Annotated in this window: 12 protein-coding genes; 4 read left to right on the top strand and 8 right to left on the bottom strand. The window is 72.1% G+C overall.

Translation table 11 applies throughout. The features are described 5' to 3' along the window. The 8 genes from FJ251_03145 to FJ251_03110 all read right to left on the bottom strand — a co-directional run. A partial coding sequence (locus FJ251_03145) for a hypothetical protein (protein MBM4116724.1) occupies window positions 1-592 on the bottom strand: 592 nt, incomplete at its 3' end. A gap of 1 nt (window position 593) precedes the next feature. Next, complete coding sequence (locus FJ251_03140; GenBank protein MBM4116723.1) at window positions 594-896, bottom strand: hypothetical protein; 303 nt, start codon at window positions 894-896, stop codon at window positions 594-596. Window positions 897-902: 6 nt separating this feature from the next. Then, complete coding sequence (locus FJ251_03135) at window positions 903-1,919, bottom strand: MFS transporter (GenBank protein MBM4116722.1); 1,017 nt, start codon at window positions 1,917-1,919, stop codon at window positions 903-905. Further along, entirely contained in the window at window positions 1,919-3,094 is a 1,176-nt protein-coding gene (locus FJ251_03130) for a pyruvate carboxyltransferase (protein MBM4116721.1), read from the bottom strand. The genes FJ251_03135 and FJ251_03130 overlap by 1 nt, the downstream gene beginning before the upstream one ends. A gap of 104 nt (window positions 3,095-3,198) precedes the next feature. Continuing rightward, the gene (locus FJ251_03125; protein MBM4116720.1) at window positions 3,199-3,573 is read right to left on the bottom strand and encodes a hypothetical protein; all 375 of its coding nucleotides are present in this window, start codon (window positions 3,571-3,573) and stop codon (window positions 3,199-3,201) included. A gap of 320 nt (window positions 3,574-3,893) precedes the next feature. Beyond that, entirely contained in the window at window positions 3,894-4,106 is a 213-nt protein-coding gene (locus FJ251_03120; GenBank protein ID MBM4116719.1) for a hypothetical protein, read from the bottom strand. Then, entirely contained in the window at window positions 4,103-4,408 is a 306-nt protein-coding gene (locus FJ251_03115; GenBank protein ID MBM4116718.1) for a hypothetical protein, read from the bottom strand. The genes FJ251_03120 and FJ251_03115 overlap by 4 nt, the downstream gene beginning before the upstream one ends. A gap of 83 nt (window positions 4,409-4,491) precedes the next feature. Further along, window positions 4,492-5,268 (bottom strand): hypothetical protein, encoded by a 777-nt coding sequence (locus FJ251_03110; protein MBM4116717.1) that lies wholly within the window; start codon window positions 5,266-5,268, stop codon window positions 4,492-4,494. Window positions 5,269-5,397: 129 nt separating this feature from the next. On the opposite strand from FJ251_03110, the gene FJ251_03105 reads away from it, so the two are divergent. The 4 genes from FJ251_03105 to odhB all read left to right on the top strand — a co-directional run bounded on the left by FJ251_03105 (window position 5,398) and on the right by odhB (window position 12,601). Next, entirely contained in the window at window positions 5,398-8,115 is a 2,718-nt protein-coding gene (locus FJ251_03105; GenBank protein MBM4116716.1) for a TIGR03960 family B12-binding radical SAM protein, read from the top strand. Then, window positions 8,090-8,470 (top strand): divalent-cation tolerance protein CutA, encoded by a 381-nt coding sequence (locus FJ251_03100; GenBank protein ID MBM4116715.1) that lies wholly within the window; start codon window positions 8,090-8,092, stop codon window positions 8,468-8,470. Before FJ251_03105 ends, FJ251_03100 begins: the two co-directional genes overlap by 26 nt. Before the next feature lie 88 nt (window positions 8,471-8,558). Next, window positions 8,559-11,369, top strand: a complete 2,811-nt coding sequence (locus FJ251_03095; GenBank protein MBM4116714.1) for a 2-oxoglutarate dehydrogenase E1 component — start codon at window positions 8,559-8,561, stop codon at window positions 11,367-11,369. Beyond that, the gene (gene odhB / locus FJ251_03090; GenBank protein ID MBM4116713.1) at window positions 11,369-12,601 is read left to right on the top strand and encodes a 2-oxoglutarate dehydrogenase complex dihydrolipoyllysine-residue succinyltransferase; all 1,233 of its coding nucleotides are present in this window, start codon (window positions 11,369-11,371) and stop codon (window positions 12,599-12,601) included. The genes FJ251_03095 and odhB overlap by 1 nt, the downstream gene beginning before the upstream one ends. Window positions 12,602-12,614 lie beyond the last annotated feature (13 nt).

Raw genomic sequence — 12,614 nt, 5'->3', positions numbered from 1 at the left:
AAAAGAGCGCGGCCGCGCCCAGCCAGGCCCCTTCGATGCCGCCGTGCAAGTAGAGCGCGAGGCCCGTCGCCAGCATCGCCGCCACGCGCGTGATCGTGCCGTAGGCCACGCGCCGCGTGTAGCCGTGGCGGATCAGGATCCCCTGGTAGAAGCGCCGGTAGCCGATCGCCCCCGGCCAGGGCAGCAGGATGAAGAGCGAGCGGTGCGTGAGCCGCTGCACCGCGGGCGGCAGCCCGATCAGGTCCGCGAAGATGAAGCGGAAGACGGGCGGGATCAGGATGATGAGCATCGTCACCGTGATCAGCGCGATCAGGGCCTGGTTGAAGCGGCGCAGGCGGCGGTAGGCCGTGGGCGCGCCGGCCAGGGCCGTCGCTGCGCTCATCATCATGATCACGGGCGCCTCGACGATGATCGCGAAGGCGAAGGCGACGCCGTAGGCGGCGAGGTTCAGCTTCGGCTCGGCGAGGCGGGCGATGAGCGCGGCGAGCACGGGGCCCTCGACGGCCATCATCAGCCAGGTCGCGGCCAGGGGCGCCCAGAAGCGCAGGATGGCCCGCTGCCGGAGCGGCAGCTCGGGGGCGCCGGCGATCATGCTAGGCGGGATCCGCCGGCGCGGGCGCAGCAGGCCCCGGTGTCTCGCCCCGGCGTGGCTTCAGGAAGGGAATGAGCAGGATGGGCAGGAAGGCGATCCAGGCGTCCAGGCGCAGCGTGGCCAGGTAGCCGTGCAGCTCGGCGTGGCGGCCCTGCCAGGCGCTCGAGTAGGTGTAGGTGAGATTGCGCAGGGCCATGTAGCCGGAGAACTGCGTCGCAGCGACGAGCGGGCTGGTCAGCCCCATGAAGACGGCGATGTTCGTCCCCGAGATCAGGCCCGAGAAGAAGCTGTAGACGAGCGACACGCCCGTTTAGCTCTGCACCGTCACGCCCGCCATGCCGCTCGCGCCCGTGAACTGCCCCGAGAGCCAGAAGGTGGGCAGGGTGGTCAGCGCGTACCAGAGGGCGAGCATCTTGCGGTGGCCGAGGCGATCGCTCACCCAGCCGCCGATCACGCAGCCGAGGGCGGCGAGCACCGTGCTCTGCACGCCCAGGCTCGCGATCTGCTCCTCGCTGAGGCCGAGATCCACCTGCATCGTGTTGCCGAGGGCGAGACCGAGGGCGAGCGCGCCGTTGGGCACGGCGGCGAAGACCATGCCGAGCAGGGGCCCGCGCCCCGAGCGGAAGAAGCCGCGATAGAGCTCGACCGCGTAGGTCCTCAGCCGCGCGCCGATCGCGGCGAGGACGGCGAGGCGCCCCGTGACGGCCTCCGCCGCCGCCGCGAGCGCCCGCTGCGGCTCGCTCAGACGCAACGACACCCCCACGAGCAGCAGCGCGAGCAGGCCGCAGACGTAGGGGTAGGTCGCCCCGTAGCCGAAACGCCCCGCGATGAAGAGCGCGCCGCTGCCGCCCAGGGTCTGGCCCAGGTAGCTCGCCCCGAACATGAAGCCGTTGGCCACGCCGCGCTCGTGCTCGGGCAGCACGTTCACGGCGAGGGCGTCGATCGCGATGTCCTGCGTCGCCGAGAAGATGTTGTGGACGACGATCAGCAGCGTGAGCAGCTTCAGGTTCGTGCCCGGGTCCACGGCCCAGACGAGGGCGAGCGTGAGGATCATCATCGCCTGCGCGAAGACGATCCAGGCCCGGTAGTGGCCGAAGCGGCGCAGGTTGACGAGGTCCACCACCGGCGCCCAGAGCGGCTTGAAGCCCCAGGGCGCGTAGAGCGAGGCGATGAAGAGCCCCACCTCGGCGATCGAGATCCCCGACTGGCGCAGGTAGGTGGCGAGTGCAGTGGCGCTGAAGCCGAAGGGGATGCCTTCGCTCAGGTACAGCAGGCTGAAGGCCGTCAGGCGGCCGCGGCGGCTGGCGAGGATGTTGGCCGGCAGCATCAGCGCCGCTGCGCCTTCGCCTCCGCCGGCAGCGCCAGCTCGGCCGGCCAGTCGGCGGGCAGCTTCTGCCCCGGCTGCTCGCCCAGCTTGGCCTTGCGCGCCGCCAGGCCCGGGCGCGCGAAGCGCGGGTGGCCCTCCTTCAGCGTGCGCCCGTTGATCGGCGCCTCGGCCCGCGTGCGAAAGCCCACGGTCTTGTCGAGCTGGCGGCCGAGCTTGAGGACGCGGTCCACGTTCCAGCCGTGCGCGATGCCCATCTCGTCCACCATGACGAGCAGGTCCTCCAGGCAGATGAGGCCGACGTAGCGCGGGTCGTCATAGTAGTAGTCGCCGGTGCCGGGCACGGGCGAGTCGTCGAGGAAGTTGGCCGGCTGGCCGCCGAGCCCGCCGAGGGTCGCCTCGAACTGCGTGATGCCGGCCTGCAGCGCCGCGAGCACGGAGGCGGCGGCCACGCGCTTGGTCTCGTGGAAGTGGGCGATGTGCAGGCTGGTGTCGGGGAGCGCGTCCAGCGTCATCGCGAAGTAGCGGTAGACATCGGGCGCGGAGGCGCTGCCGTCGTGGTCGGCGTGCTCGATGTCGTCGGCGCCGATCGCCAGCCAGCGGCGGGTGAACTCCAGCGCGTCCTCGAGCTTGGTGGCGCCGCCGATCGGGCTGCCCCAGATCGTGCTCACGGTGCCGCACATCGTCATGCCAGCGTCGTGGGCCTTGCGGATCGAGCGCTCGCACTCCTTCCAGTACTCGGGCAGCGTGCAACCCGAGTTGGCGAAGTGGTGCTCCTCCTCGGTGGAGACCATCATGAGCAGGCGATCCGGGCCGACGCCCTGGGCCGCCAGCTCGACCGCGCGGTCCACGCCCGTCTCGCGGATCGTCACCGCCGTGGTCACCACTTCGTCGATGTCGATGCCGCGCTTCGCGCAGCGCTTGCGGAAGGCCTCGCTTCTCAGATGCGCGAGCAGGACCTCGGCGTCGGCGAACTGCGGCATCAGGTGCGGGTTGCCCAGGTTCGTCACCTCGATCGAGCGGCAGCCGGCGAAGATCAGCTCCTCGAGGTAGTAGAGTTTGGCGCGCGTGGAGATGAACCGCTCCAGGTGCTGGAAGCCGTCGCGCACGGTGATGTCGCCGATGCGCACGCGGCGGGGCATGCGCGGGAAGATGCGCCAGTAGTCGTGCTCGCTCATCGCGACTCCTTGCTGAAGGGCGGGAAGGGGCGAGGATAGGGGGCGCGCCGCTCGGCGTCAACGGGCCGCGGGCACGGAGGCGAGGGGCACCGCGCCGCGAGGAGCTACTCGAGGCACCAGGCCCGGGCCGCGGCCAGGTCCGAGAAGATGCGGATCTCCCAGGGCGAGCCCAGGCTCGCCGAGCGCGCCGCGTAGTGCTCGGAGATCTGGACGTCGTGCGGCGAGACCGTCACCAGGGCCACCTTGACTCGCGCGTTCATCCGCGCGGCGACGAGATCGATCGCGCTGGGCTGCTCGATCTCGCGGCGGGTGATGGAGCCGAGGCTGGCGCCGAGCAGGTCCCAGAGCTGGTAGCGCATGCCGTCGAAGCGCGGATCTCCGTGCAGGCGACCGTTGGCCTCGTTCAACTCCTTGATGTCGACATCCCCCGCCATCGCGACGAGGACGCCCTGCTCCGACCAAGCGACCTGGTAGGCCATGTCTCTTCCTTGGCGCCGGATCCTCAGCGTCCGGCGGCCGTGGCGCGGAGTGCGACTCGGGGTAAGTGCCCCGAGATCGTGAAAGCGCTGAATCATGCCTGGATAGGCAACAACTGTCAATGGGTCGGCGCGGCAGGTCAGGTGCCATCGCCTCGGGCAGGAACCCCAGCGCTCCACCAGCGGCAGCAGCCTGTCCCCGAGCGTGACGCCGATCGCCGTCGCGAGGGACGCCAACCCAAGGGCGCCCGAGGGTCGCAGGCCTCGCCTCTGTGCCCGCACCCGCCCCCGGGGGCAGGTGCGGGATTGCCTCCGGGTTGCGCCTAGCGCCCGCCGCCCAGCTTGAGTTCGCGCAGCTGCAGGGCGATGACGAACAGCAGCATCACCGCGGACAGCTCGAGCAGACGCGAGGGCGTGTAGGTGCGCAACAGGGTCTGACCCAGGAGATTCGCGAGCTTCTCCCAGACCGCCAGGCCGGCGAGGAAGAAGGCGAACACGAAGAGCACGCGGCTGATCACACTGACGAGCTTCGTCATCGCACACCCTCCTGGCTGCGGGGGATGAGGCGTCCCTCGCTCTGGAAGCTGTTGGTGCGCATGTCATAGAAGGCCACCCGCACCGCGCCGCCTTCGTCCTCGAACCAGAGCTGGAAGATGTGGCCGAAGTCGGCGCTGTTGCTGACCGCCACCAGACGGCCCCAGGCCGCCGGAATCGCGTCCTTGGCGATCATGCGGACATAGGCGATGTCGCCTCGCACCGCCGCGGGTTTCTCGGGCAGCTTGGCGCAGCTCACGACGAGCACGAGCGCCAGCAGGAACAGGAGCGCAAGCTTTCGCATGAACTTCCCTCCTCGGCTGGAATTCGGAGGCAGCGTATCACTTCTTCGCACGCATTGCATCCGGCGCGAGCAGCAGGCGGCGATTATTTCAGGTTTGTAGTGGGGGGATCGGGTCCCATCGGCACCCGCGCGTCGAGGGGATCCTCACCCGTTCGCCGCGCCAGCCACCAGATCCGGGCGGCCTTCTCGAGCACCTCGAGCCGGTCCAGGGCCGGCCCGAGGGACTCGCCCAGGGCGAGGGCGCCATGGCGCTCCCAGACCAGGGCGCTGGCGCCGCCCTCCACCAGGGCCGCCGCGCTGGCCAGGCCGAGGGCGGCACTGCCCGGCGCCGCCGGGCGCAGGCGGACGAAACCGCCCGGCAGCATCGCCGCCGTTTCCGGCATCAGGCCGAGCAGGGCCGATTCCAGCGCGCCGTCGGCGGCCAGGCCGGGCAGCAGGCTGAGCGCGATGAGGAAGTCCGCGTGCGCGTGCAGCAGCGCACCCGGCCGCCCCCGCCGTGCGTGGACAGCGAAATGGCAGGCTAGCTCGCTGGTTGGCGGCGGGGTCCCGCGCAGGCGAAAGAGCCCCCGCGGGCCCTCGCCGAGCAGCGCGAGATGGGCGGCGGGCTCCGCGGCGAGCGCGCGCATCGGTGCCCCGGCCGCGCTCACGACGAGGAGGTGTCCCGGTGGCAGCTGACGCGGATAGTCCGCCGGCCAGCCCGGCTCGAAGCGCTCGCCGTCGCTGACGGGGCGGGTGAGCCGCCCCGGGGGCACGAGCAGCGAGAGGTTGCCGGCGCCCGCCTCGGCCCAGCCCTGCGCCGCCACGCGGGCGGCGCAGGCCGCGATCTCGGCGAGTAGCTCCGGGCGCAGAGGCAGCGTCATCCGCGCCTCGCGGGCGCGCCGCAAAGGAGAGCCAAGGGTCTGATCGCACTCGACATGCGCAGCTCCGGGGGTTCCGCCGGCCGGCGACGGCGGGTATATTAGCAGGCAGCCTCCAACCAGGGAACCGCGATGCTGCCTGCCGGCCACCCCTACCGCGAGATCATCGGACGCGTGCTGCGCCCGGGCCGCTACGCCGGCGGCGAGCAGAACCAGGTCGTCAAGGACCCGCTCGGTCTGACGAGCCGCATCGCCCTCGCCTACCCCGACCTCTACGAAATCGGGATGAGCCACCTCGGGCTCAAGATCCTCTACTCGCTGGTGAACCAGGCGCCCGACCTCGCCGCCGAGCGCGTCTTCGCGCCCTGGCCCGACATGGAGGCCGAGCTGCGCGCCGCCGCTCTGCCGCTCGTCAGCCTCGAGAGCGCGACGCCCCTGGCCGCCTTCGATCTCGTCGGCTTCTCGCTGCAATACGAGCTGACCTACACGAACATCCTGCTGATGCTCGAGCTCGGCGGCATTCCCCTGCGGGGCGCGGCGCGCGGCGAGGACGACCCGCTCGTCGTCGCCGGCGGGCCAGTCGCCTTCGAGCCCGAGCCGCTGGCGCCCTTCATCGACTGCTTCGTGCTCGGCGACGGCGAGGAGGCCCTGCCTCGGCTCATGCGCGACTGGGCGGCGCTCGGCGGGCTCGGCCTGCCGCGCAGCGAGCGCCTGCGCCGCCTGGCCGGCGCGCCCGGGCGCTACCTGCCCGCGCTCTATGCGACGCGCGTCGAGCCGGACACGGGGCTCGCGGTGGTGGTCCCGCCGGCGGACCCCGCGCTGCCCTACCCGATCGCCCGCGCGCAGGTGGCCGAGATCGACCGCTTCCCTTTCCCCACCGACACGCCGATCCCCGAGGCGAGCGCGATCTTCGACCGCCACGGCATCGAGATCGCCCGCGGCTGCACCGAGGGCTGCCGCTTCTGCCAGGCGGGGATGATCTACCGGCCCGTGCGCGAGCGGAGCCCGGCCGCGGTCGTCGACGCGGTGCTGCGCGGCCTCCGGGAATCCGGCTACGACGAGGTCAGCCTGACCAGCCTCTCCACCGCCGACTACAGCGCGATCGTGCCCCTCGTGCGCGAGCTCGTCGAGCGCCTCGCCCACGAGGGCGAGGTGAGCCTGGCCGTCTCCAGCCTGCGGGCCTACGGCCTGCCGGAGGCCCTGCTCGACGACCTCCAGCAGGTGCGCGCGACCAGCCTCACCTTCGCACCCGAGGCCGGCACGCAGCGCCTGCGCGACGTCATCAACAAGAACGTCAGCGAAGAGCACATCCTCGAGAGCGCGCGGCGTGTCTTCTCGCGCAAGTGGGACAGCATGAAGCTCTACTTCCTGATCGGCCTGCCCACGGAGACACGGGACGACGTGGCCGGCATCGTCGAGACGGGTGCGCGCTGCCTGGCCGTCGCGCGCGGCCTGCCCGGGCGCAAGCGACCCGCCCAGGTGACCTGCTCGGTGAGCAGCTTCGTCCCCAAGCCGCACACGCCCTTCCAGTGGGCGGCGATGGACACGATGGAGACCCTCGCCGGGAAGCAGCGCCTCCTCATCGGCCTCGCCCGCCAGCGGAAGCTGCGCCTGAAGTGGCACGATCCCGAGGTGAGCGCACTCGAGGGCGTGCTCAGCCGGGGCGACCGCCGCGTCGGCGAGCTCATCGAGCGCGCCTACGCCAAGGGCTGCTTTTTCGACGGCTGGGACGACCACTTCCGCTTCGACCTCTGGCTGGAGGCGATGGCCGAGCTGGACCTGGAACCCGGGCGCTACCTGGGCACCCTGCCCGTCGATGCCGCGCTGCCCTGGGATCACGTCGACCCCGGCGTGACGAAGGACTTCCTGGCCCTGGAGTACCGCCGCAGCCTGAAGGACCGTCTCTCGCCCCCCTGCGGCAAGCCGAAGGGCGCCATCGTCCACCCGGAGAGCCTCGCTGCCGCCCAGGCGCAGGCGAAGCCGCTGGTCTGCTACCACTGCGGCGTGGCCTGCGATCTCTCGGCGATGAAGGCCGAGCGCATCGACTTCCAGGCCGAGCTGGTCGCCCTGTCCGCCGCCCGACCGGCGCCGCTCAGCCTGGCGCCCGTGAGCTACCGGCTCGTCTACGCGAAGACGGGCGGCGCGCGGCTGCTCAGCCACCTCGGGCTCCTGCGCGTCTGGCCGCGCGCGCTGCGACGCGCGGGGCTCGCGGTGGCCTACAGCCGGGGCTTCCACCCGCACCCCCTGCTGAGCTTCACGCCCGCGCTGCCCCTGGGCATGGCCGGCCTCGCCGAGCAGATCGAGATGCAGCTGCGCGCCGACATCGCCCCGGCCGCTCTCATCGAACGCCTGCAGCCGGCCCTCCCCGAGGGGCTCACCCTGCTCGCGGCCTACCGCGAGGAGCCGGCGCGCCTGGCGAGCCGCCTGGCGGCCGCGCGGCTCCTCGTGCGCTTCGCCGGCCCCACGGGCGAGGCGCTGGCCGCGCGCTGCGCGGCGCTGCTCGCTCGGCCGAGCATCGCCCTGCGGCGCGAGCGCAAGCGCGAACTGCGCACGCTGGAGCTGCGGCCCGCGCTGCTCGCCCTGCGACCGGTCGCGCTCGGCGAGTTCGCGGCGGCCGAGGCCCTGCTCGCGCGCGAGGCGGGCGGCGCGGCGCTGCCCGCAAGCGCGGTCCTCGTCGAGCTGGCCGTGCAGGACGCGGCGCCCAAGGCCGCCGAACTGGTCGCGCTGCTCGGCGGCGAGCCGGAGAGCGTGGTCGCCTTGCGCCTGGGCTTTCGCCTGACCGGCGAGACCGCGGTGGACAGCGAAGAGGAGGTGGCGGATGGAGATGACGGCACCCGTCGCCGCGCCTGAGGCGGCCCTCTACCTGGTCTTCAGCACGGTCCCTGCGCGGGAGGAGGGCGAGCGCATCGCCGAGGCGCTTGTCAGCGAAGGCCTCGCCGCCTGCGTGCAGCTCCTGCCCGGGCTCCTGAGCGTCTACCGCTGGCAGGGCGCGCTCGAGCGCAGCGCGGAGTTGCTCCTCGTCGCCAAGACCCTGCGGCCCGCCGACTGCCTGGCGCGCCTCGCGGCCCTCCATCCCTACCAGGTGCCGGAGGGGATCGCGGTGGCCGCGAGCGCCGTGCTGCCGGACTACCTGCGCTGGGCGCTCGACTCGGCGAAGGAGGCCCAGGACTCCGCAACGCGAACCCAGCGCGGAAAAAGCGACTGAGCACTGGCCGCCAGCGGGCGGAGGGACTTTAATGAGCCCGCCGCGGCGGGCGCTGCCGCCAAGTGCGAGGAGAGACGCCCCAGCTCCCATGTCCAAGCATCCGGACCGACAGCCCGCCACCGGCGCCGCGAACCTGCCCTTTCTCGAAGCGCTCTACGTCGCCTACCGCCGCGATCCTGCCAGCGTCGATCCCGACTGGCGGGCGCACTTCGCCGCGCTCGACGCCGAGTACGGCCTGCAGCCCTTCAGCCTCGGGCCCCGCTTCGCGCGGCGCGTCCTCTTCGCCGCGAGCGAAGGGCCGGCGGCGCTCGGGGCCGAGGCCGCCGCGGCCATCGCCCTGCAGAGCCGGGTCGAGCAGCTCATCCGCGCCTATCGCGTGCGCGGCCACCTGATCGGCCGCTTCGATCCGCTCGGCTTGCCGCGCCCGGCCCACCCGGAGCTCGAGCCCGCCTACTACGGGCTGGGCGAGGAGCACCTGGACCTGCGCTTCGCCGCCGGCAGCCTGGGCGGCGAGGCGGGCGGTCAGCTCCGCCTCGGCGAGATCCTCGATCGCCTGCGCGAGACCTACTGCCGCTCCCTCGGCGTGCAGTACATGCACATCGACGATGTCGTCTCGAAGGAGTGGCTGCGCGAGCGCCTGGAGACGAGCCGGAGCCGCGTGTCCCTCACCCCGCTCGAGCAGATGCGCATCCTGATCAAGCTCACCGACGCCGTGCTCTTCGAGGAGTTCGTGCAGAAGAAGTACCTCGGCGCCAAGCGCTTCAGCCTGGAAGGCGGCGAGAGCCTGATCCCCCTGCTCGACCTGGCGATCACGCAGGCCGGCGAACAGGGCGTGGAGCAGATCGTCATCGGCATGGCCCACCGCGGCCGGCTCAACGTGCTCGCCAACATCATCGGCATGAGCATGCGCCAGATCTTCCGCCTCTTCGAGGACCTCGATCCCGAGGCGCATCTCGGACGCGACGACGTGAAGTACCACGTCGGCCACACGGGGCGCTGGATCACCAGCAGCGGGCGCCAGGTGCGCATCTCGCTCTGCTTCAACCCGAGCCACCTGGAGTTCGTCGACCCCATCGCGCTCGGCCGCCTGCGCGCGCGGCAGGACCGCTACGGCGACACCCAGCGGCGGCGAGGGCTGGGGATCCTCATCCACGGGGACGCCGCCTTCGCCGGGCAGGGCATCGTGCAGGAGACGCTGAACCTGAGCGAGCTCGCCGGCTATCGGACGGGCGGCACCCTGCACGTCATCGTCAACAACCAGATCGGCTTCTCGACCGAGCCCCGGGAGGCGCGCTCGAACACCTACGCCTCCAGCGTGGCCAAGCTGCTCCAGGTGCCGATCTTCATGGTGAACGGCGAGGACCCGGAAGCCGTGGCCCAGGCCGTGCGCCTCGCGCTCGACTTCAGGCGCGAGTTCCAGCGCGACGCCGTCATCGACATGTACTGCTACCGCAAGTACGGTCACAACGAGGGCGACGAGCCGGCCTTCACGCAGCCGCTGATGGTCAGGGCGATCGCCGGCCGCCCCAGCGTGCGCGAGGGCTACCTGGAGCACCTGCTGCGGCTCGGCGGCACGAACCGGGCGATGGCCGACGGCATCGCCGCCGCCCGCCGCCGCCTGCTCGAGCGCGAGCACGGCGAGGCGCGCAGCCCCGCGCTGAAGCCGCAGGCTCGCCCGCGCGGCGCCGCCTGGGAGCGCTACCTCGGCGGCGCCGACGAGGACGCGCCCGAGGTGCCCACCGGCCTGCCCGCCCAGCAGCTCGGCGAGCTGCTGCGGGCGCAGACCCGCTTGCCCGAGGGCTTCCACGCCCATCCCAAGGTGCTGCGCCTGCTCGAACAGCGCGCGGCGATGGCCGCCGGCGAGCGGCCTCTCGACTGGGCGGCGGCCGAGAGCCTGGCCCTCGCCAGCCTCGCCGTCGCCGGCCACCCGGTTCGCCTCAGCGGCCAGGACAGCGTGCGCGGTACCTTCAGCCAGCGCCATGCGGGGCTCGTCGACCAGGTGACGGGCGTCCCCTACTACCCGCTCCAGAACCTCGCGCGGGATCAGGCCCCGGTGGAGCTGCTCAACAGCCCGCTCTCGGAGGCCGGCGTGCTCGGCTTCGAGTACGGCTACGCGCTGGACTACCCGGCCGCGCTCGTGCTCTGGGAGGCCCAGTTCGGCGACTTCGCGAACGGGGCGCAGGTGATCATCGACCAGTTCGTCTCCAGCGCCGAGGACAAATGGGGCCGCCTCAACGGGCTCACCCTGCTGCTGCCGCACGGCTTCGAGGGGCAGGGACCCGAGCACTCGAGCGGGCGGCTGGAGCGCTTCCTGAGTCTCTGCGCGGAGGACAACCTGCAGGTCGTCCAGCCGAGCACGCCGGCCCAGTACTTCCACGTCCTGAGGCGGCAGGTGCTCCGGCCCTGGCGCAAGCCCCTCGTCGTGATGACGCCCAAGAGCCTGCTCCGCCTGCCGGCCTGCAGCTCCCCCCTGGCCGAGCTGACCAGGGGCGGCTTCAAGCGCGTGATCCCCGACGTCCTGCCGGCGGAGCGCCCCGTGCGGCGCGTGTTGCTCTGCGCGGGCAAGGTCTATTACGATCTCGCCGCCGCGCGGGCGGAGCGCGGGCACGACGACGTGGCCATCCTGCGGCTGGAGCAGCTCTATCCGCTGCGCGACGAGGCGCTGCAGCGGGCGCTGCTGCCCTACCCGCTTAGGACGCCCGTCTACTGGGTGCAGGAGGAGCCGGAGAACATGGGCGCCTGGCAACACCTCCTCGCCCGCTTCGGAACGACCCTCTGGGGTGCGCACCCCTTCGAGGGCATCTCGCGCGAGGCCTCGGCCAGCCCGGCCACCGGTTTCGCGAGCAGCCATCGCCTCGAGCAGGAGCGCCTGCTCGAGGCGGCCTTTGCCCGGAACTGATCTCGCGCCCACGGGCGCAGCCAGAGGCGGATGTCGTGCAACTGAAGGTCCCCTCCTTCGGCGAGTCGATCAGCGAGGTGCTGGTCAGCGAGTGGCTGGTCGCCGAGGGCGCCAGCGTGGCGCGCGAGGCCAATCTCGTCGTCATCGAGACGGACAAGATCACGAGCGAGGTGCCGGCGCCGGTCGACTGCCGGCTGACGCGCATCCTCAAGCAGGCCGGGGAAACGGCGACGGTCGGCGAGGCGATCGCCGAGCTCGAGGAGCTGGCCGCCGGCCTGCCGGCGTCCACCTCGGCAGTGCCGGCCGCGGCGCCGCCCCCCGCGGCCGCGCCCGTTGCGCCGGCCCCGCCCACGCGGGCGGCGGCGCCGGCTTCCCCGCCCCCTGGGACGGCGCCGGTCATGCCCGCAGCCGAGCGCCTGATGGCCGAGAAGGGCTTCCCGCCGGGCAGCGTGGCCGGCAGCGGGCCCGGCGGGCGCATCCTCAAGGAGGACGTGCTGCGTCACCTGGAGGCGCCGCCGGCGCCCGCTGGTGCGCGAACGGTGGAGCGCGTGCCGATGAGCCCGCTGCGCCGCAAGGTGGCGCAGCACCTCGTCGCCGCGCAGCAGACGGCCGCCCTGCTCACCACCTTCAACGAGGTGGACATGAGCGCCGTCGGCAACCTGCGCCGGCGTCTGCAGGAGGAGTTCCAGGCGCGGCACGGCGTCAAGCTCGGGCTGATGTCCTTCTTCGTGAAGGCGGCGGTGGAGGCGCTCAAGGAGGTCCCCGCCGTCAATGCGCGCATCGAGGGCGAGACGGTCGTCTACCACGACTACTTCGACATCGGCATCGCGGTGGGCGGCGGCAAGGGACTCGTCGTGCCGGTGCTGCGGGGCGCCGAGCGGCTCGGCTTCGCGGCGATCGAGAAGGCCATCGCCGACTTCGGCCGCCGCGCGCAGGAGAACAAGCTGACGCTCGAGGAGCTCACGGGCGGCACCTTCACCATCTCCAACGGCGGCATCTACGGTAACCTGCTCTCGACGCCCATCGTCAACGCGCCGCAGAGCGGCATCCTCGGCCTGCACGCGATCCAGGACCGGCCCGTGGCGCGCGAGGGGCAGGTCGTGATCCGGCCGATGATGTACGTGGCCCTCACCTACGATCACCGGCTCATCGACGGCCGCGAGGCCGTCGGCTTCCTCAAGCACATCAAGAGCGCCATCGAAGAACCGACGCGTATCCTGCTCGAGATCTAGGGGGACTGGGATG

The organism is bacterium, assembly GCA_016873475.1.
Classification (GTDB): domain Bacteria; phylum Krumholzibacteriota; class Krumholzibacteriia; order JACNKJ01; family JACNKJ01; genus VGXI01.
This window is presented reverse-complemented; position numbering and strand designations above follow the sequence as displayed.

Coding starts and splice junctions, on each gene's coding strand:
- FJ251_03135 (MBM4116722.1), bottom strand. CDS start 1,919: ATGCTGCCGGCCAACATCCTCGCCAGCCGCCGCGGCCGCCTGACGGCC.
- FJ251_03130 (MBM4116721.1), bottom strand. CDS start 3,094: ATGAGCGAGCACGACTACTGGCGCATCTTCCCGCGCATGCCCCGCCGC.
- FJ251_03125 (MBM4116720.1), bottom strand. CDS start 3,573: ATGGCCTACCAGGTCGCTTGGTCGGAGCAGGGCGTCCTCGTCGCGATG.
- FJ251_03120 (MBM4116719.1), bottom strand. CDS start 4,106: ATGACGAAGCTCGTCAGTGTGATCAGCCGCGTGCTCTTCGTGTTCGCC.
- FJ251_03115 (MBM4116718.1), bottom strand. CDS start 4,408: ATGCGAAAGCTTGCGCTCCTGTTCCTGCTGGCGCTCGTGCTCGTCGTG.
- FJ251_03110 (MBM4116717.1), bottom strand. CDS start 5,268: ATGACGCTGCCTCTGCGCCCGGAGCTACTCGCCGAGATCGCGGCCTGC.
- FJ251_03105 (MBM4116716.1), top strand. CDS start 5,398: ATGCTGCCTGCCGGCCACCCCTACCGCGAGATCATCGGACGCGTGCTG.
- FJ251_03100 (MBM4116715.1), top strand. CDS start 8,090: ATGACGGCACCCGTCGCCGCGCCTGAGGCGGCCCTCTACCTGGTCTTC.
- FJ251_03095 (MBM4116714.1), top strand. CDS start 8,559: ATGTCCAAGCATCCGGACCGACAGCCCGCCACCGGCGCCGCGAACCTG.